Source organism: Bordetella sputigena (assembly GCF_965137885.1).
In the GTDB taxonomy this organism is placed as follows: domain Bacteria; phylum Pseudomonadota; class Gammaproteobacteria; order Burkholderiales; family Burkholderiaceae_B; genus Bordetella_C; species Bordetella_C sputigena.
In genome coordinates this window covers 591,081-609,475 of record NZ_CBCSCA010000001.1, presented here as the reverse complement: position 1 = coordinate 609,475, position 18,395 = coordinate 591,081, and the positions used below count along the sequence as shown (strand labels likewise).

The following is an 18,395-nucleotide window of genomic DNA, read 5'->3' as shown; positions in this document are numbered from 1 at the left end:
TCGGAGAATTATCTTGCTCCTGAAAAAACTTGCGGCTCCCTTCATGGCCGCCGCGCTTGCCCTGGTCCTGCCTACCGCCGGCGCACGCGCGGAATCGGTGCTGCGCGTCGCCACCACCTTGTCCGACGTGCCCTTGACCACTGGCCAGGCCAGCCAGGGCGGCGAAGGCATGCGATTCATCGGCTTCACCTTGTACGACGGCCTCATCAATTGGGACTTGTCGCGTTCGGACGTCGCCGCCAAGCTGCGCCCCGCCCTGGCCGAGAGCTGGTCGGTGGATGACGCCACGCACACCAAGTGGACTTTCAAGCTGCGCCCCAACGTCAAGTTCCACGACGGTTCCACCTTCACCGCCGACGCCGTCGTCTGGAACCTGGACAAGCTGCTCAAGCGCGATTCGCCGCAGTTCGACCAGGCCCAGGCCACGCAGGCCAGCCAATACGTGCTGAACATCGCGTCCTACCGGGTCATCGATCCGATGACCGTCGAAATCACCACCAAGTCGGCCGATGCCGTGTTCCCCTTCCTGATCGCCGACGTCGCCATGTCCAGTCCGGCCCGCTGGAAGGAGGTCGGCGGCGACTGGAACAAGTTCGCCATGACGCCGTCCGGTACCGGCCCCTGGAAGCTGGACAAGCTGGTACCGCGCGAACGCGCGGAACTCGTGCGCAATCCGAATTACTGGGACCCGAAGCGCGTGCCGAAATCGGATCGCCTGGTGCTGTTGATGATGCCGGATCCCAATACCCGCGTTGCCGCCCTGCTGTCCAAGCAAGTGGACTGGGTCGAGGCGCCGCCGCCCGACACCTTGCCGCGCCTGAAAGAAGCGGGCATGCAGATCGTCACCAACATCTATCCGCATAACTGGCCCTATCAATTGAGCTATTCGGAAGGCTCGCCCTTCCGCGACATCCGCATCCGCAAGGCCGCCAACCTGGCCATCGACCGCAAGGGCCTGGTGGAGTTCCTCGGCGGCACCGCCATACCGTCCGAAGGCATGGTCGATCCCAAGCATCCGTGGTTCGGCAAGCCGACCTTCAAGATCCGCTACGACCCGGACGAGGCGCGCAGGTTGATGAAGGAAGCCGGCTATAGCCCCGAGCATCCGCTGCACGTCAAGTTCGCCATCTCGACCTCGGGTTCGGGACAGATGCAGCCCCTGCCCATGAACGAATTCGTCCAGGAAAACCTCAAGGCGGTCGGCTTCGACGTCGAACTGGAAGTGCTCGAATGGGAGGCGCTGCGCGCGCGCCGGCGCGCCGGTTCCGACGCCCCGGAAAACAAGGGCGTATACGGCATCAACAACAGCTTCGGCTATTGGGATCCGGACATCGGCCTGATCGGTACGTCGTGGTCCAAGATGAAGCCGCCGGCCGGCTACAACTGGGGCGGCTTCAGCGACAAGGAAGCCGATGAACTGGCGGCCCAGGCCAAGGTGGAATTCGACCCCGCCAAGCAGGACGCCATCCTGGCCAAGCTGCATGCCCGCATCGTCGACCAGGCCATGTGGATCTGGGTGGTGCACGACCTGAACCCGCGCGCCCTAGCGCCCAACGTCAAGGGATTCGTACAGGCGCAAAGCTGGTTCCAGGACCTGACGCCCGTCTACCTGCAGTAAGGATCCCGCCATGCTCAGATACTTCCTGCGCCGCCTGGCCTATACCCTGCCCATCGCGCTGGGCGTCACCCTGGTCTGCTTCGCCCTTGTGCATCTCGCCCCCGGCGATCCCATCAGCGCGGTATTGCCGGAGAACGCATCGGCCTCGGTGGTCCAGGAAATCAAGGCCGCCTATGGCTTCGACAAGCCCCTGCCCGTGCAATACCTGATCTGGCTGGGCCGCGTGACGCACGGCGACCTCGGCATGTCGATCAAGTCCGGCCGGCCGGTCGCGGCGGAGATCGGGCCGGCCATCGCCAACTCCATGCTGCTGGCGGCGGCGAGCATCTTCCTGGCTTTCGTCGGGGGATGCACGCTGGGCGCGCTGGCCGGCTACACGCGGCGGCGCGGCGTGGACCGCGCCGTGACGGCGGTGGCCGTGACCGGCGTATCCCTGCCGCACTATTGGCTGGGCATGGTGCTGATCGTGTTGTTTTCGGTGGAACTGCGCTGGCTGCCGGCCACCGGCATGGGCAACCCGGACCTGGCGCACCTGATCCTGCCGGCCGTGACGCTGGCCGTCATTCCCATGGGCATCATCGCGCGTTCGGTGCGGGCGTCGGTCAGCGAGATCCGCCGCCAGGAATTCGTGCAGACGCTGTATGCCAAGGGCCTGCGCGGCCCGCGGGTCTTCCTGCACGTCGCCAAGAACGTGGCGCCCACCGTCATGGCGGTGATGGGCCTGCAGTTCGCGCAGATGCTGGGCGGCTCCATCCTGGTGGAGACCGTGTTCTCCTGGCCCGGCACCGGCTTCCTGTTGAACGCGGCGATCTTCACGCGCGACCTGCCCATCCTGCAAGGGACCATCCTGGTGCTGGCGATGCTGTTCGTCTTCACCAACCTGTTCGTCGACGTGCTGCAGATGCTCGTCGATCCGCGCGTCAAGCGCGCCTGACGGGAGACTTCCATGCGCATGCAGACCGTACCGTCCACCGCCGCCACCATCACGCCGGCCGCGGCATTCCGCCGGCCGAGCCGCGGCTATTGGCACACCGTCCGGCGCCGGCTGTCGCGCGATCCGCTGACGCTGGGCTGCGCCGCCATCCTGCTGCTGATCATCGGCGTCGCCATCGCCGCCCCCTGGCTGGGGCTGGACGATCCTTTCAAGATGAGCATGATCCGGCGCCTCAAGCCGCCCGGCTATCAGGGCCACCTGCTCGGCACCGACGAACTGGGACGCGACATGCTGGCGCGGCTGATCTTCGGCGCGCGGCTGTCGCTGTTCACCGGCTTCGTGCCGGTGGTGCTGGCCACGCTGATCGGCGGGGGGCTGGGCATCATCGCGGGATTCCTGGGCGGCCGCTGGAACATGGTCATCATGCGCCTGATCGATGTCTTCTACGCTTTCCCCTCGGTGCTGCTGGCGGTGGCCATTTCCGGCGCGCTGGGCGCCGGCCTGCTCAATAGCATCGTCTCGCTGACGCTGGTCTTCATACCCCCCATCGCCCGCATCGCCGAAAGCGTCACCACCCAGATACGCGAGCAGGACTTCGTCGAGGCCGCGCGCGCCACCGGCGCGTCGGCCTGGCGCATCGTGCAGGGCCATGTGCTGGCCAACGTCATCGGTCCCATCCTGGTCTACGCGTCCAGCCTGATCAGCGTCAGCATCGTGATCGCCTCGGGCCTGAGCTTCCTGGGCCTGGGTGTCAGCCCGCCCAACGCGGAATGGGGCCTGATGCTGAACACCTTGCGCCAGGCCATCTATGTCGCGCCGATGACCGCCATCCTGCCCGGCATCATGATTTTCGTGACGTCGATGTGCTTCAACCTGATGAGCGACGGCCTGCGCGGCGCCATGGACATCAAGAACGGATAAGGAGCGTCACATGCTATTGCGCGCCAGGAAGCAGGACCGACCCAAGGCCGCTCGCGACAGCGACGCGCTGCGGCTGCTGGACCGCGACAGTGGCCCCGATCCGCGCGATCGGGGCGGGCCGGCCCAGCCGATGTTGATCGTCAAGGATTTGCGGAAGCACTACGACATCGGCCGCACGACATTGCGCGGCCCGCGCAGCGTCGTACGCGCCGTCGATGGCGTCAGCTTCGACGTGGCCAAGGGGGAAACCCTGGGCATCGTCGGCGAATCGGGTTGCGGCAAGTCCACCACCGCCCGCCTCTTGATGCGCCTGATCGAACCGGATGCCGGCTCGGTGATTTTCGACGGCGAAGAGGTGTCCGATGTACGCGGCATCAGCGTGCGCGATCTGCGCCGCAATATGCAGATGGTGTTCCAGGACAGCTATGCCTCGCTCAATCCGCGCCTGACGCTGGCCGACAGCATCGCCTTCGGACCCGCCGTGAGCGGCATGCCGCGCGCGCAGGCTTTGGCCCGCGCGCTGACCCTGCTGCGCATGGTGGGACTGGACCCGGAAAGCCACGCCCAGCGCTATCCGCATGAACTCTCCGGCGGCCAGCGGCAGCGCGTGAACATCGCCCGCGCGCTGGCCATGGGGCCGCGCGTGCTGATTCTCGACGAGTCGGTGTCGGCGCTGGACAAGTCGGTCGAAGCGCAGGTGCTGAACCTGTTGCGCGAGCTGAAGCGCGACCTCGGCCTGACGTACATCTTCATCTCGCACGACCTGAACGTGGTGCAGTACATCAGCGACCGCGTGATGGTGATGTACCTGGGCCAGGTCGTGGAATCGGGACCGGTGGAGCGCATCTACGGCGCGACCCGCCACCCCTATACCGCCGCGCTGCTGTCATCGCGGCCCTCGATGGATCCGCGCAAACGCGTCGCCCAGCCGCCGCTGTCCGGCGATCCGCCCAATCCGATCAACCCGCCTTCGGGCTGCCGCTTCCGCACCCGTTGTCCCCGGGCGCGGGAACGCTGCGCCACTGAAGCCCCCATGCTGGCGGCGGCGCCGGACCACGACGCCCACCTGACCGCCTGCCATTTTCCGCTGGCGGCCGCCGACAGCCTGGCCCCGGGCGGCGCGGCCACCTCGCGCACCGCCGATGGCGCCAGCACCGTCACCACTACCCGCCTGCTGCGCCTGCAGGCCTGAGGAGACCGCCATGACAGAGCCGAGCTCCCATGCAGCCCTGGTCCAGGTGCAGGACCTGACCGTGCGCTTCTCCAACCGCGACATGAACCTGCCCGTCGTCAACGGCGTCAGTTTTTCGCTGAACCAGGGCGAAGTGCTGTGCCTGCTGGGCGAATCCGGCTCGGGCAAAAGCGTGACCATGCGCGCGCTGATGCGGCTATTGCCCGACAGCGCGCAACTGGGCGGCCAGGTGCGCGTGGACGGCACCGACATCCTCGACCTGCCGCGCAGGAAACTGCCGGACATCCGCGGATCCCTGATTTCGATGATCTTCCAGGAGCCGCTTACCGCGCTGGACCCCGTGTACACCATCGGCCAGCAGATCGCCGAAACCGTGCGGCGCCACGACGGCTGCGATCGCCGCGCCGCCATGCGCCGCGCGCTCGATCTGCTGGAGCTGGTGCAGATTCCTTCGGCGGCGCGGCGCCTGGCCGCGTATCCGCACGAACTGTCGGGCGGATTGCGCCAACGCGCCATGATCGCCCTGGCCCTGTCCTGCCGCCCCAAGCTGTTGCTGGCCGACGAGCCGACCACCGCGCTCGATGCCACGGTACAGATCCAGGTGCTGCTGCTGATGCGCGAGCTGCAGCGCGAGCTGGGCATGGCGACCATCTTCGTCACGCACGATCTGGGCGTGGCCTGCGAAGTGGCCGACAAGGTAGCCGTGATGTATGCCGGCCGCTTCGTCGAGACCGGCGCCATCACGGACATCATGGACCGTCCCGCCCATCCTTATACCCAGGGCCTGCTGCGCTCTACCGTCCATGGCGGCCAGTGCGGCGAAGACCTCGCTCCCATCCCGGGCGCGCCGCCGGACCTGGCGGCATTGCCGCCCGGCTGCTGCTTCGCGCCGCGCTGCGGCGTGCGCCAGAGCGCGTGCGACAGCGCCATGCCGCCACTGTCCGGACGCGAAGGCCACGGCCACGCGGCGCGCTGCATCCTGCCGCCCTCGCAGATCACCCTACTCCAGGAACATTCCGCATGAGCGCCGAGCGTTATCACCTGTCCGTAGGCGAAGCCGCCCGCCTGCTGCAAGCGCGCAAGCTGTCGCCGGTCGAACTGCTGGAAGACTTCCTGGCGCGCATCGAAGCCGTCGACGCCCGCGTGCACAGCTATCTGCTGGTCACCGCCGACAGCGCGCGGGCCAGCGCGCGCCAGGCCGAGGCCGACATCATGGCGGGCCGTTGGCGCGGTCCGCTGCACGGCATCCCTTACGCGGTGAAGGACAACTACTACACCCGCGGCGTGCGCACGTGCGCCGGCTCGCGGCTGTTGCTGGACTTCGTGCCCGATTATGACGCCGCGGCCATCGAGAGCCTGCGCGATGCCGGCGCCATCCTGCTGGGCAAGCTGAACACGTGGGAGTACGGCACCGGCACCGGCGCCGTGCATTTCGACCTGCCCTTCGAACCGGCGCGCAATCCCTGGAACCTGGACCATTTCACCGGCGGTTCATCGACCGGCGCCGGGGCTTCGGTGGCGGCCGGGACCGCCATGTTCGCGCTGGGTTCGGACACCGGCGGATCGGTGCGCCTGCCGGCGGCCGCCTGCGGCCTGCAAGGCATGAAGCCGACCTATGGCCGCGTCAGCCGCCATGGCATCCTGCCCAACTGCTACACCCTGGACGTGCCGGGCCCTCTGACCTGGACGGTGGAAGACAGCGCCATCGCGCTGCGCGCCATGGCCGGCCATGATGCGCGCGACCCGGGCAGCGTGGACGTACCGGTGCCGGATTACCTGGCGGGCCTCGAACGCGGGGTGCGCGGGTTGCGCATCGGCGTCGTGCGCGACCTGGGCGCCGAAGGCGAACGGGTGGACGCGGCCAACTGGCAGGGCATCGAGGACCTGGGCCGCGTGCTGGCCGCGCAAGGCGCGACGCTGGTCGATGTGTGCCTGCCGGCCAGCGTGACGGACTACCGCCAGGCCAGCTCCGTCATCAACTGGACCGAATCGCTGTCCATCCACGAGCAGGATTTCATGACGCGGGCGGCCGACATGGGACAGGCCCTGCGCGACAAGATGATGAACGGCTTCATGACCCGCGCCGTCGACTACCTGGCCGCCCAGCGCCGCCGGCGCGAACTGGCCGCGGCGACAGACGCGCTGCTGCGCAGCGTCGACGCCCTGGTGCTGCCCTGCGCCTTCCATACGGCGCCGCCCTACGCCGATCCCGACCGCGTTATCGCCTACACCACCGACACCGCCTGCCCGCCCTTCAATATGTCCGGGCATCCGGCGATGGCCGTGTGCACCGGCTTCGATGCCGCGGGCCTGCCGACGAATGCGCAGATCGTCGGCCGCTGGTTCGATGAAGCCACGGTATTCCAGGTGGCCCGGGCCTACGAGCGGGACACGGCCTGGCGCGCACGGCGGCCCGGGCTCTGACGCCGTCCGCAATCCGCTCATCGCACCTACCCACCAGCCCTCGCCACGGGAAGACCATGCCCCTCACCCTGGACCACGCGCTCTTTCACCTATCCGCGGGCGAAGCCGCGCGCCTGCTGCAAGCCCGCGAGCTGTCGCCGGTCGAGCTGCTCGACGCCTTCCTCGGCCGCATCGAAGCGGTCGACGACCGGGTGCACAGCTACCTGCTGCTGACCGCGGACAGCGCGCGGGCCAGCGCGCGCCAGGCCGAGGCCGACATCATGGCGGGCCGTTGGCGCGGCCCGCTGCACGGCATCCCTTACGCGGTGAAGGACAACTACTACACCCGCGGCGTGCGTACCTGCGGCGGTTCGCGCCTGCTGCTGGATTTCGTGCCCGGCCACGATGCCGCGGTGGTGGAGAAACTGGCCGACGCGGGCGCGGTGTTGCTGGGCAAGCTCAATACCTGGGAATACGGCACCGGCAACGGCGGCGTCTACTTCGATCTACCCTTCGAACCCGCGCGCAACCCCTGGAATCTCGACCACTTCACCGGCGGATCGTCCACCGGTTCCGGCGCGGCGGTGGCCGCCGGCACCGCCATGGTGGCCATGGGATCCGACACCACCGGATCGGTACGGCTACCAGCGGCGGCCTGCGGTTTGCAGGGCATGAAGCCGACCTATGGCCGCATCAGCCGGCACGGCATCCTGCCCAACTGCTACTCCATGGACACGCCCGGGCCGCTGACCTGGACGGTGGAGGACAGCGCGATCATGCTGCGCGCCGTGGCGGGCCATGATGCGCGCGACCCCGGCAGCGCCAATGTGCCGGTGGCCGATTACCTGGTAGCGCTGGAGGATGGCGTGCGCGGCCTGACCATAGGCGTGCTGCGCGACCTGGGTAGCGAGACCGGCCTGGTCGATCCGGCCAACCGCGCGGGCTTGGAGGACATGGCGCGGGTCTTACAAGCGCAAGGCGCCCGCCTGGTCGACGTGGTGCTGCCCGCCCCGGTCTCGGACTACCGCGCGGTGACGTCGGTCATCAACTGGAGCGAGTCGCTCACCATCCATGAACGCGACCTGCAGGAGCGCGGCGCCGACATGGGCTACGCGCTGCGCGACAAGTTGATGTCCGGCTATACCACGCGCGCGGTCGACTATCTGGCGGCGCAACGGCGACGGCGCGAGTTGACCGCGGCCACCAATGCCATGCTGAAGTCGGTCGATGCCGTGATCGCGCCCTGCGCCTACCACGTGGCGCCGCCCTTCGCGGATAACGACATCGTGCGCACGTTCACCAGCGAGAACGCCTGTCCGCCTTTCAACGCGTCCGGCCATCCCGCCATGACGATCTGCACCGGTTTCGATGCGGGCGGCCTGCCCACCAACGCGCAGGTCGTCGGGCGCTGGTTCGACGAAGCGACCGTGTTGCGGGTGGCACGCGCCTACGAGCGCGAAACCGACTGGCGCGCGCGGCGCCCGCTGTCCTGATCCGCCACGGTGTCCTGTTTCCTGCTTTCTGCTTTCTGCCTGCTGTTTCCCACTCCCCGTTCAGCCCTTTCCACGCCAGTCACCTGGAGCTTGTGATGCCTCTAGATTCCACCCCAGCCTGGAGCGCCGACGACATCGCCGCGCACTGCCGGCGCTATGGCCTGACGCTGCCGGCGCCGATGCTTGCCCGCATGCACGAACTGTCCGCCAACGTCACCCGTACCGGACTGGCCATACCGCGCCAACCGGTGAAGGACAACGAGCCTGCCCTGGTCTTCGCCATGCCGACGCCCACGCCGCGCTAACCATCTCCCATCGAGGATACGCCATGCAGCCCTATGAATTGACCGCCTCCGAAGCGTCGGCGCTGATTGCCGACCGCAAGCTCTCCGTGGAGGAACTGGCCCGCTCCACGCTGGACTACATCGCCATGCGCGAGCCTGTGATCCGCGCGTGGAGCCACGTCGATCCCGATCTGGTCCTGCGCAATGCGCGCGAGCTGGACAAGACCGCGCCGCGCAGCCCGCTGCATGGCCTGACCTTCGGCGTCAAGGACGTGATCGATACCTTCGACATGCCCACCCAGCACAACTCCCCGCTCTACGTGAACCACCGTCCTGGCCAGGACGCCGCCTGCGTGGCGGTGGTGCGCCATAGCGGCGCGCTGGTCGTCGGCAAGACCGACACGGTGGAATTCGCGTCCGGCGGACGCCGTGCCGCCAGCCGCAATTCGCACAACCTGGCGCACACGCCGGGCGGCTCGTCCTCGGGCTCCGGGGCGGCGGTCGGCGATCGCCAGGTGCAGCTGGCCTTCGGCACGCAAACCGGCGGCTCCCACATACGCCCCGCCGCGTTCAACGGGATCTACGGCATCAAGCCCACGCACGGCATCGTCAGCCGGGAAGGCGCCAAGATGTACTCGCACACGCTGGACACCATAGGCTGGTACGGCCGCTCGGTCGCCGACCTGAAATTGGTGGGCGGCGCGTTCCGGCTGCCCGGCCTGGACGGCGCCCAGGCGCCGTCGCTGCGCGGCCTGCGGGTGGCCCTGTGCCGCGGCCCCAACTGGGAAGCGGCCGACGCCTGGGGCCGGGCCGCGCTCATGGAAGCCGGCAAGCGCCTGGAGGCCGCGGGCGCGAAGGTAACGGAGTTCGACCTGTCCGCCCCGTTCGACGGACTGGATGCCGCGCAGCAGATCGTCATGCGCGGCGAGGGCCGCGCCGCTTTCCTGCCGGATTATCTGGGCCGCCATCACCTGCTGCACCAGGACTTCCGCGACATGGTGGAGAACCAGCGCGAGATCACGCCCGCGCAATTGACCGACGCATATGACCTGGCCGCGCGCTGCCGGGCGGAATTCGATACGCTGTTCGCCGCCGGCAGCGGCGGCCGCGGCGGCCAGTTCGACGTCCTGATGACACCGCCCTCGCCGGGCGAAGCGCCGGAAGGCTTGCAGGACACCGGCAATCCCGCCTTCAACTCGATGTGGACTTTGCTGCACGTCCCTTGCGTCGGCATCCCGGTAGGCAAGAGCGAGCGTTCGCTGCCCTTGGGCATCCAGCTGATCGGGCCGCGTTTTTCCGACGCTCAACTGCTGGCCATCGCCGCGGCGTGCGCGCCGGCCATCCATGCCGGCGGCCGCCTCGATCCGATCAGCCTGGGATGATCCTCGGGTCCCCGGCGGACGCTCAGTACTTCGGGCTTTGCAGATCGTGGTAGCGGTACTTCTTGCGCGCCTCGTCCATGCGCATGCCGCCGCGGATGGCGTCGCGCAGCTGCTTTTCCTGGCTGGCGATGTGTTCCGCCACGTCCAGCAGTTCGTTCTCGCGCACCTTGGGCAGGACCACCACGCCGTCGGCATCGCCGCGCAGGATGTCTCCCGGATTGACCACCACGCCGCCGATGATGACGGGAACTTCCAGCGCCTTGAGCTGGATGCGGCCCTTGCCCGTACGCATCCACGTGTCGTGGCTGAAAATCGGGTATCCCAGCTCGCGGCACAGCGCGACGTCGCGGTTGTTGCCGTCGATGACCGTGCCGGCCATGCCGCGATGGTGGGCCAGCTCGGTCAGGATATTGCCCCAGGTGCCCATTTCATCGCGGCCGCGGTTGTCGATGACGATGACGCGCCCCGGCGGCACATCGTCCATGTATTCGCCGACGTTGCCGGTTTCGATGGTGGTGGGCTCATACAGCACCGTGAAGGCGCGGCCGGCCAGGCGGAACGACGGATCGCACGGCTTGATCTTGTAGCACTGCCCCACGATGCCCAGGCGATCCAGCGCATCGCTCAAGGCGCCGCAGTCCAGCCTGGAGGCCCGTACGACATTGGCGTCGTTGGTATCGATATTCATGCATGACTCCCTGGGCGTCGCGCCCGTTATTCAATGGTGATGTTGGCTTTGCGGATGACCGGCTGCCAGTAATCGATGTCCTTGCGGACCTGCTGGTCCAGTTCCGGAGGTGTCAGGTACCAGGCCGAGACGCCGGCGGCCGCCAGGGCATCCTTGACCTTATCCGTCTGCAATGATTTCTGCGCGGCTTCGCTCAGCATCGCGACGACGTCCTTGGGCGTGCCGGCGGGGGCGAACAAGGCCACCCAGGCTTCCAGCTCGAAACCGGGGAAGCCCGCCTCGGCGGTGGTCGGCACGTCGGGCAGCATGGGAATGCGCGACTTGGCGGCGATGGCCAGCGGGCGCAGGCGGCCGGTGGTCACGAATCCCGCCAGCGAGGGCGGCGTGGCCACCGTCATCTGGACGTTGCCGCCCAGAACGTCCTGGATGGCCGGACCGGCGCCCTTGTAGGGGACGTGCGTGATCTGCACGCCGGTCCTCTGCTTGAACAGCTCCATGCCGATATGCGGCACCGAGCCGTTGCCGGAGGTCGCGTAGTTCAGCTCGCCGGGATGCGCCTTGGCGTAGTCCACCAGCTCTTTCAGGGTATGGACCGGCAGCTTGGGATTGACGGCGATGACGTGCGGCGAGGACACCAGCATGGCGACCGGGGCGAAGTCCTTGACGGGGTCCCAGTCCAGCTTGTGGAACATGACGGGGTTGCCGACGTGGAACATGGAATAGCCCGCCAGCATGGTGTAGCCATCGGGAGCCGACCGGGCGACGAAGGAGGCCGCGATATTGCCGCTGGCGCCGGGCCGGTTTTCGACCACGATGGGCTGTTTCAGCATTTCCGCCATGGGCGGCGTAATTATGCGCACCACCTGGTCGATAATGCCGCCCGGCGGAACCGGTACGATGACGCGTATCGGACGCTCGGGGTAGGCGGCTACGCCAGGTGTATGGAACAGGGTGCCTGTCAGGGCGGTGGCGGCAAGCAGGGCCGCCGTCAGGACGCGTCTCATCTCGTCTCCTCGTCTTGGTAATAATTTATGTGCTTGTTGTAATTATGAATAGCGTAGCTAAAATTATCAACATGGAGCAAAACAATGGTCCGGCGGTCAATACGCCGGAGCGCATCCGCGCCCTGATCGAGCGCGACATCGCCGAGGGCGTCCTGCCGCCCGGCATGCCGCTGGATGAGAAAGCGCTGGCGGCGCAGTTCGAGGTCTCGCGCACCCCGGTGCGGGAGGCGCTGCTGATGCTGGCCGCGCGTAAACTGGTGGCCATCGTTCCGCGCGCGGGGACCTTCGTCTACAAGCCGGGGGCCGCCGAGCTGATCGCCCTGCTGGAATACCTGGGCGAACTGGAAGGCGTGGCCGCGCGGCTGGCCGCCCAGCGCATGAGCGCGGCGCAGCGCGACGCGTTGGGCGCGCTGCACGAGAAAGCGTCCGCCCAGGCTGGCGACAATGACCGGCCGGGCTATGAGGAGACCAACCTGGCTTTGCATCAGCTGATCTACGCCGGCAGCGGCAATACCATCGTGCGCGACGAGATCGCCCACGCGCGCCTGCGGCTGTCGAATTTCCGCCGCAACGTGTTCGATCAACCGGGGCGGCTGCGCGTGTCGTGCGCGGAGCACGACGCCATCGTGCGGGCGATACGCGCCGGCGACGGCGAGGCCGCCGCGCAGGCGATGCGCGATCACATCATCGGCAAGGGCAAGGCTTTCGCGGATCTGGTGCTGGGGCCGGGTAGTCCCGCGAGGACGCCGTCTTGACGGCGGTGGCGAGCGGCGCGGCTGCCGCGCGGGCGCTAAGCCAGAACGGCAGGCAGAACGGCAGGCAGAACGGCAGGCAGGATTTGCGGCCATGAACGCGCGCCTGTTCCTCGCCCTGCTCCTGCCCCCTTTCCTGTGGGGCAGCAATGCCATCGTCGGCAAGATGGCCGCCGGCCTGATCCCGCCCATCACCCTGAACACGTTGCGCTGGACGATGGCGCTGGCGGTGCTGCTGCCTTTCGTCGCGCGCCGCCTCGCCCGCCATCGCGAAGTGCTGCGCGCGGAATGGCGCGACATCGTGGTCGCGGGGTTCTGGGGCATTACCTGCTACAACGCGCTGCAATACCTGGCGCTGACCACCTCGAATCCCATCAACACATCGCTGATCGGATCGTCGGCGCCGGTCTTCATCCTGCTGCTGGGCCGTTTGATGTTCGGCGCGCCCATAAGCGCGCGCAGCGCCTGCGGCGCCGCGCTATCGGTGATAGGCGTCGCCTGGGTCATGCTGGGAGGCCGCCTGGGCGGCCTGGACGCCATCCATTTCGTGCGCGGCGATCTCTTCATGCTGGCCGGCACCTTCGCCTGGAGCCTGTACACCTGGCTGCTGAAACGCCGGCCGTCGCGGCTGCCGACGGACGTATTGCTGAGCGCGCAGATCGCCGCGGGGCTGGCCTGGAGCCTGCCTTTTGTGCTGGCCGAACATGCGTGGGGCGGCTATGCGGCGATCGCGGTGGATTGGAAGACGGTCGCCATCGTTTGCTATATCGGCATCTTTCCGTCCCTGGTGGCCTTTTTCTGCTGGCAGACCGCGGTCGCGCGCACCAGTCCCCAGTTGCCTATCTTCTTCATGAACCTGACGCCCATCTTCACGGTGCTGCTGTCGGTATTGCTGCTGGGCGTCGCGCCGCAGTCTTACCACGCCGTCGGCCTGGTCCTGATCCTGGCGGGTATCTTCCTGGCCCGGCCGCGGGCCGCCAGCAGGCCGGCGTCGGCCGTGCCGTCGCGGGCCGAGTAAGCATCGGCCGCGCGCCCAGGACGGTGCACGCCGCACCGTCCTGGCGCATCCTTTACCCACGCCGGGGCATTCCCCCAACGCCGCTCGCCCCCCTTCCCATGGCGAAAAGTTGGCATGCATGTTGCGTGCATGTCATGCAAGTGACTTGCATAAAACACATGACACTTGCACCAATAATCGTCTCCCGCCCGGGGCGGGCATCGCTATCAAGGGGTTACTCATGCTGCGCAGTCGTTCGATCCTGGCCATGCTGGCTTTCGTCGCGGCCGGTGCCGCGCACGCGGACCTGCTGGACACCGTCAAGCAGAAGAAGGAAATCGTCGTAGGCACCGAAGCGCAGTTCGCGCCCTTCGAGTACCTGCAGGATGGCAAGATCGTCGGCTACGGGCCCGATCTGATGAATACCATCATGGCCGGACTGCCCGGCGTCAAGGTCAAGCAGCTGGATGTGCCCTTCCAGGGCATCCTGCCGGGACTGGCCACGCGCAAGTTCGACTTCATCGTGACGTCGGTGACGATGACGAAGGAACGCGTGGACAAATTCGCCTTCACTGTGCCCATCGCCGACGCCACCACCGCGCTGGTGAAGCGCAAGGCCGATACGGGGCTGACCAGCACCGACGGCATCGCGGGCAAGACGGTCGGCTCGCAAACCGGCTCGGCGCAGCTGAAGGCCTTGCAAGCCTATGCCGATAAGCTGAAAGCGGCGGGCAAACCGGCGGTGACTATCCGCGAATACGTCAGCTTCGACGAAGCCTACGCCGATCTGGCGGCCGGCCGCCTGGACGCGGTGGCGCAATCGCTGGCCAACCTGGCCACCCTGGTGAAGACACGCGGCGACGTTTACGCCGTGATGGAAGGCGCCATCGGTCCCAAGACCTATTTCGGCTGGGTGGGCCGCAAGGACGCCGACAGCGCCAGCCTGGTGAAGTTCTTCAGCGACGGCATCGCCCGCGCGCAGCAGAGCGGCGAACTGCAGAAGCTGCAGATGAAGTGGTTCGGCTTCACCATGGACGTGCCCACCGACAAGGTACCGACGCCCGAGATGTGAGCACGCGGCGATGAACGGTCCCACCTTGCTCGAGCGCCTGGCCGCCTATGCCCCCATCCTGGGCACGGGCGCCGCCACTACCGTGCTGGTCGCGGCGGTGGCCATCGTCGGCGGCTTTCTGCTGGGCGCCCTGCTGCTGGGATGCACCTTGACCGGCGGCAAGCACAGCCCGCTGCGGCTGGCCGTGATCGCCTATATCAGCTTCTTTCGCGGCACGCCGATGCTGGTGCAGATGCTGATGCTGTTCTACCTGCCCAGCGCGCTGGGCGTGGACCTGCCGCCGCTGCTCGCGGCCATGGTCGCCATGGCGTTGAATTCCGCGGCGTTCCAATGCGAGATCCTGCGTAGCGGGCTGGCGGCGGTAAGCCGCGGACAACTGGAGGCCGGCGCCGTTTTCGGGCTGACGCCGCGCCAGGTCTTCCGCCATATCCAGCTGCCCCAGATGGCGCGGGCGGTGTGGCCCGCCGTGGTGTCCGAGGCCATCGACGTCATCAAGAATTCCGCCATCGTGTCGGTGATCGCCGTCGCCGACCTGGCGCGCGCCGCGCGGCAGATCGTGGCCGGCAACTACCGGCCGCTGGAAGTGTATGTGACCACCGGCGCCGTGTACCTGGCATTGACGGCCGCCGTCTTCCTGCTGGGCACCTGGCTGGCCCGCCGCATGGCGGGCAGCCGCCACGCCAGCCGGGCCGTCATCCGCCGCAACGCCATCCGGAAGACATGATGGATATCGACCTGATGCTATCGCTGTTGCCGGACTTCGGCGCGGGTGTCCTGCACACCATCGGGCTGGTGATCGCCGCGCTGGCGGGCGGGCTGCTGAGCGGGTTCATCGCGCACATGCTGCGCGAGACCGGCCGGCGGCTGTTCGTCTGGCTCTATTGGGTCTACACGGTGGTCTGGCGCGGCATTCCCTTCCTGATCCATCTATTCATCGTTTACTTCGGGCTACCCAGCATCGGCATCTCACTGGACCCCTATGCCGCGGCAGCCATCACGCTGTCGATCTACAGCGGCGCGTATTTCGCCGAGATATTCCGCGCCTGCTGGGAATCCATCCCGCCGGGCCAGATCGAGGCGGCGCAGGTGATGGGCATCGATCGCCGCCGCATCTTCCGCCACATCCAGCTGCCGCAGGCGCTGCGCGCCGCCGTGCCGCTGATCGCCCACCAGACCGTGCTGCTGGTGAAGGAGTCGGCGCTGGCGTCCGTCATTACCTATCCCGAACTGACGCTGACGGCTTCGCGCATCGTTTCCGCGCAGTTCGTCTACGTCGAACCCTACATCCTGCTGGCGGCCTGCTACTGGCTGCTGGCGCTGGCCATCGGACGCATCGGCAGGCTGCTGACGCGGCGGCTGGCGCGACCACTCGCGTGAAGGCGCTCCCCGACACGATGCAACGTCCATGCAACCGGATCCATCCATGACCGACACCACCTCCACCGGCGCCGCTTTGCCGATGATCTCGCTGCGCGGCGTCGGCAAGTCCTTCGGCGACCATCGCGTGCTGTCCGGTATCGACCTGGACATTGCGCGCGGCGAAGTCGTCACGCTGATCGGGCCGTCCGGCTCCGGCAAGACCACGCTGCTGCGTTGCATGAATTTCCTGGAAGCCTACGACGAAGGCGAAGTGCATATCCGCGGCGCGCTGCTGGGCTATCGGCGCGGCGCCGACGGCACGCTGGCGCGCGATAGCGACCGGGCCGTCGCCGAAGTGCGCGCGCCGCTGGCCATGGTGTTCCAGCACTTCAATCTATGGCCGCATATGACGGCGCTGGCCAATGTGATGGCGCCGTTGACGCTGGCGCGCGCCAAGCCCGCGAGCCAGGCGCGCCAGATCGCCCTGCAGGCGCTGGACCGCGTCGGCCTGGCCGACAAGGCCGACGCCATGCCGGCGCGGCTGAGCGGCGGCCAGCAGCAGCGCGTCGGCATCGCCCGCGCGCTGGCGGTGTCGCCGGAGGCCATGCTGCTGGACGAGCCGACATCGGCGCTGGATCCGGAGCTGGTGGACGAAGTGCTGGAAGTAATCAAGTCGCTGTCGCGCGAGGGCATGACCATGGTGATGGTCACGCACGAGATGAGTTTCGCGGCGGAAGTATCGGATCGCATCGTTTTCATGGAGCAAGGACGCATCCTGGCCATCGGCGGTCCCGACGAGATCATCCGGCGGCCCGCGCATCCGCGCATCCGCGCTTTCCTGCAACCGTGGATACGGCGCAGCCTGGCGCCGGCGGGGGGCCAGGCATGAGCGAATCGGGCCTCCCCAAGCGCATATCCTCCCTTGGAGAGGAAACCGCGCGGCGACAGGAAGACACATCCCTTTTGCCCATGCGCGCCGCGCGTGCCGTCGACAGCGATCGCCTGCGGGCGCGGCTGCAAGGTTTGGCGTCCTTTGGTGCCGCGCGGCCCGGCGACATCCACGGCGGCGTCGCTCGGCAGGCGTTGACGCCGCAGGAATTGCTGGCGCGCCGCTGGCTGGCCACCGAATTCGCCGGCCGCCCAGGGTATTCCGTCGGCATCGATGCCGCGGCCAATGTCTACATCCGGCGCCATGGCGCAAACGCCAACGCGGCGCCGGTGCTGACCGGCAGCCACGTCGACACGCAACCGCTGGGCGGCTGGCTGGACGGCGCCTTTGGCGTGGTCGCCGGACTGGAAGTCTTCGCCGCGCTGGATGCCGCCGGCCTGCGCACCGAGCGCCCCATCGAAACCGTCATGTGGACCAACGAGGAAGGCTCGCGCTTCGCGCCCGGCCTGATGGGCTCGGTCTCGTACACCGATCCCGCACGCCTGGCCGCATTCCGCGACACGACGGACGCGCAGGGTGTCAGCTTCCTGCAGGCCTGCAACGATGCGCGCGAGGACTTCGCCATGGCCGCGCGCGAAGCCGGCTGGCGCTGGTTCGACGCGCCGCTGGCGCGGCCGCTGCACGCCTATATCGAAGCGCACATCGAACAAGGTCCCATCCTGGAAGCGCGCGGCCTGCAGGTGGGCTGCGTTACGGCCATACAAGGCGTGCGCTGGTATCGCGTCACCGTGCCGGGCCGCAGCGCGCATGCCGGTACCACGCCGGATGCCGCGCGCGACGACGCGCAGGCCAAGGCGATCGCGCTGGCCCATGCCCTGCTGGAATACGGCCGCGGGCAGGACGACGACGCCCTGCGCCTGACCATAGGCCGCTGGCAATGCCGCCCCGACTCCATCAACACGATCGCCGATCAGGTCGTGTTCACCGTCGATGCGCGTCACCCCGAAACGCGGGTGCTGGACGGGCTGGAAGCGCGACTGCATGCCCTGCTGCCGCCGGGCGCGGCGGTCGACGTCCTGCAGCACAAGCCGACAGTGGGCTTCGATCCGGGCCTGGTCGAGCTCGGCAGGCAGGCTTGCAAGGCGCTGGAACTACGGCACGCCGACATGCTTTCCGGCGCCTTCCACGACGCGATGCCGCTGGCCGGCTTCTGCCCCACGGCCATGCTGTTCGCGCCCAGCATCGGCGGCGTCAGCCATCACCCCGGCGAGCACACCCACATCGACGATCTGGCTGCCTGCGCCCGCGCCCTGGCCTGGTGCCTGGCCGGACTGGCGCAGGACGGCGACGCCACGCCCGCCGATTCGCGCAACACCGATTCATCCACCCCCACCCGCTAGGAATCAA

The 18,395-nt window shown here is 67.8% G+C and carries 18 protein-coding genes; 16 read left to right on the top strand and 2 right to left on the bottom strand.

Annotated elements, in window-relative coordinates; genetic code table 11:
• Window positions 1–13 precede the first annotated feature (13 nt).
• The 9 genes from ACNA0R_RS02845 (at window position 14) to ACNA0R_RS02805 (ending at window position 10,227) form a co-directional block, all read left to right on the top strand.
• A complete protein-coding gene (locus tag ACNA0R_RS02845; RefSeq protein WP_415824368.1) occupies window positions 14–1,618 on the top strand; it encodes an ABC transporter substrate-binding protein in 1,605 nt (534 codons plus the stop codon).
• A 10-nt stretch (window positions 1,619–1,628) separates the two neighbouring features.
• Window positions 1,629–2,552 (top strand): ABC transporter permease, encoded by a 924-nt coding sequence (locus ACNA0R_RS02840; RefSeq protein WP_415824367.1) that lies wholly within the window; start codon window positions 1,629–1,631, stop codon window positions 2,550–2,552.
• Between the two features lie 18 nt (window positions 2,553–2,570).
• Complete coding sequence (locus tag ACNA0R_RS02835) at window positions 2,571–3,473, top strand: ABC transporter permease (RefSeq protein WP_415824470.1); 903 nt, start codon at window positions 2,571–2,573, stop codon at window positions 3,471–3,473.
• 130 nt (window positions 3,474–3,603) lie between these two features.
• The gene (locus ACNA0R_RS02830) at window positions 3,604–4,665 is read left to right on the top strand and encodes an ABC transporter ATP-binding protein (RefSeq protein WP_415824469.1); all 1,062 of its coding nucleotides are present in this window, start codon (window positions 3,604–3,606) and stop codon (window positions 4,663–4,665) included.
• 10 nt (window positions 4,666–4,675) lie between these two features.
• On the top strand, window positions 4,676–5,689 hold the full coding sequence (locus ACNA0R_RS02825) for an ABC transporter ATP-binding protein (RefSeq protein ID WP_415824366.1): 1,014 nt from the start codon (window positions 4,676–4,678) through the stop codon (window positions 5,687–5,689).
• Complete coding sequence (locus ACNA0R_RS02820; protein WP_415824365.1) at window positions 5,686–7,089, top strand: amidase; 1,404 nt, start codon at window positions 5,686–5,688, stop codon at window positions 7,087–7,089. The genes ACNA0R_RS02825 and ACNA0R_RS02820 overlap by 4 nt, the downstream gene beginning before the upstream one ends.
• Before the next feature lie 56 nt (window positions 7,090–7,145).
• Window positions 7,146–8,561, top strand: coding sequence for an amidase (locus ACNA0R_RS02815; protein ID WP_415824364.1), 1,416 nt, complete (start codon window positions 7,146–7,148; stop codon window positions 8,559–8,561).
• Window positions 8,562–8,656: 95 nt separating this feature from the next.
• Window positions 8,657–8,866 carry a hypothetical protein gene (locus ACNA0R_RS02810; protein WP_415824363.1) on the top strand — a complete coding sequence of 70 codons (210 nt, stop codon included), beginning with the start codon at window positions 8,657–8,659 and terminating at the stop codon, window positions 8,864–8,866.
• A gap of 23 nt (window positions 8,867–8,889) precedes the next feature.
• Window positions 8,890–10,227 (top strand): amidase, encoded by a 1,338-nt coding sequence (locus tag ACNA0R_RS02805; RefSeq protein WP_415824362.1) that lies wholly within the window; start codon window positions 8,890–8,892, stop codon window positions 10,225–10,227.
• 22 nt (window positions 10,228–10,249) lie between these two features.
• Here ACNA0R_RS02805 and ACNA0R_RS02800 read toward each other — a convergent pair whose 3' ends face one another.
• Window positions 10,250–10,915: an RraA family protein gene (locus ACNA0R_RS02800; protein ID WP_415824361.1), complete on the bottom strand. Its 666-nt coding sequence runs from the start codon at window positions 10,913–10,915 to the stop codon at window positions 10,250–10,252.
• Between the two features lie 26 nt (window positions 10,916–10,941).
• Window positions 10,942–11,919, bottom strand: coding sequence for a Bug family tripartite tricarboxylate transporter substrate binding protein (locus tag ACNA0R_RS02795; RefSeq protein WP_415824360.1), 978 nt, complete (start codon window positions 11,917–11,919; stop codon window positions 10,942–10,944).
• 71 nt (window positions 11,920–11,990) lie between these two features.
• On the opposite strand from ACNA0R_RS02795, the gene ACNA0R_RS02790 reads away from it, so the two are divergent.
• The 7 genes from ACNA0R_RS02790 (at window position 11,991) to ACNA0R_RS02760 (ending at window position 18,388) form a co-directional block, all read left to right on the top strand.
• A complete protein-coding gene (locus tag ACNA0R_RS02790; RefSeq protein WP_415824359.1) occupies window positions 11,991–12,674 on the top strand; it encodes a GntR family transcriptional regulator in 684 nt (227 codons plus the stop codon).
• 91 nt (window positions 12,675–12,765) lie between these two features.
• Window positions 12,766–13,689, top strand: a complete 924-nt coding sequence (locus ACNA0R_RS02785) for a DMT family transporter (protein WP_415824358.1) — start codon at window positions 12,766–12,768, stop codon at window positions 13,687–13,689.
• Window positions 13,690–13,909: 220 nt separating this feature from the next.
• Window positions 13,910–14,740, top strand: coding sequence for a transporter substrate-binding domain-containing protein (locus tag ACNA0R_RS02780; protein ID WP_415824357.1), 831 nt, complete (start codon window positions 13,910–13,912; stop codon window positions 14,738–14,740).
• Between the two features lie 10 nt (window positions 14,741–14,750).
• A complete protein-coding gene (locus ACNA0R_RS02775) occupies window positions 14,751–15,464 on the top strand; it encodes an amino acid ABC transporter permease (RefSeq protein ID WP_415824356.1) in 714 nt (237 codons plus the stop codon).
• Window positions 15,461–16,117, top strand: coding sequence for an amino acid ABC transporter permease (locus ACNA0R_RS02770; RefSeq protein WP_415824355.1), 657 nt, complete (start codon window positions 15,461–15,463; stop codon window positions 16,115–16,117). Before ACNA0R_RS02775 ends, ACNA0R_RS02770 begins: the two co-directional genes overlap by 4 nt.
• 46 nt (window positions 16,118–16,163) lie before the next feature.
• Entirely contained in the window at window positions 16,164–16,988 is an 825-nt protein-coding gene (locus ACNA0R_RS02765) for an amino acid ABC transporter ATP-binding protein (RefSeq protein WP_415824353.1), read from the top strand.
• Window positions 16,985–18,388 carry a M20 family metallo-hydrolase gene (locus tag ACNA0R_RS02760; protein ID WP_415824352.1) on the top strand — a complete coding sequence of 468 codons (1,404 nt, stop codon included), beginning with the start codon at window positions 16,985–16,987 and terminating at the stop codon, window positions 18,386–18,388. Before ACNA0R_RS02765 ends, ACNA0R_RS02760 begins: the two co-directional genes overlap by 4 nt.
• Window positions 18,389–18,395: the final 7 nt, after the last annotated feature.

Coding starts and splice junctions, on each gene's coding strand:
- ACNA0R_RS02840 (WP_415824367.1), top strand. CDS start 1,629: ATGCTCAGATACTTCCTGCGCCGCCTGGCCTATACCCTGCCCATCGCG.
- ACNA0R_RS02835 (WP_415824470.1), top strand. CDS start 2,571: ATGCAGACCGTACCGTCCACCGCCGCCACCATCACGCCGGCCGCGGCA.
- ACNA0R_RS02830 (WP_415824469.1), top strand. CDS start 3,604: ATGTTGATCGTCAAGGATTTGCGGAAGCACTACGACATCGGCCGCACG.
- ACNA0R_RS02825 (WP_415824366.1), top strand. CDS start 4,676: ATGACAGAGCCGAGCTCCCATGCAGCCCTGGTCCAGGTGCAGGACCTG.
- ACNA0R_RS02820 (WP_415824365.1), top strand. CDS start 5,686: ATGAGCGCCGAGCGTTATCACCTGTCCGTAGGCGAAGCCGCCCGCCTG.
- ACNA0R_RS02815 (WP_415824364.1), top strand. CDS start 7,146: ATGCCCCTCACCCTGGACCACGCGCTCTTTCACCTATCCGCGGGCGAA.
- ACNA0R_RS02810 (WP_415824363.1), top strand. CDS start 8,657: ATGCCTCTAGATTCCACCCCAGCCTGGAGCGCCGACGACATCGCCGCG.
- ACNA0R_RS02805 (WP_415824362.1), top strand. CDS start 8,890: ATGCAGCCCTATGAATTGACCGCCTCCGAAGCGTCGGCGCTGATTGCC.
- ACNA0R_RS02800 (WP_415824361.1), bottom strand. CDS start 10,915: ATGAATATCGATACCAACGACGCCAATGTCGTACGGGCCTCCAGGCTG.
- ACNA0R_RS02795 (WP_415824360.1), bottom strand. CDS start 11,919: ATGAGACGCGTCCTGACGGCGGCCCTGCTTGCCGCCACCGCCCTGACA.
- ACNA0R_RS02790 (WP_415824359.1), top strand. CDS start 11,991: ATGGAGCAAAACAATGGTCCGGCGGTCAATACGCCGGAGCGCATCCGC.
- ACNA0R_RS02785 (WP_415824358.1), top strand. CDS start 12,766: ATGAACGCGCGCCTGTTCCTCGCCCTGCTCCTGCCCCCTTTCCTGTGG.
- ACNA0R_RS02780 (WP_415824357.1), top strand. CDS start 13,910: ATGCTGCGCAGTCGTTCGATCCTGGCCATGCTGGCTTTCGTCGCGGCC.
- ACNA0R_RS02775 (WP_415824356.1), top strand. CDS start 14,751: ATGAACGGTCCCACCTTGCTCGAGCGCCTGGCCGCCTATGCCCCCATC.
- ACNA0R_RS02770 (WP_415824355.1), top strand. CDS start 15,461: ATGATGGATATCGACCTGATGCTATCGCTGTTGCCGGACTTCGGCGCG.
- ACNA0R_RS02765 (WP_415824353.1), top strand. CDS start 16,164: ATGACCGACACCACCTCCACCGGCGCCGCTTTGCCGATGATCTCGCTG.
- ACNA0R_RS02760 (WP_415824352.1), top strand. CDS start 16,985: ATGAGCGAATCGGGCCTCCCCAAGCGCATATCCTCCCTTGGAGAGGAA.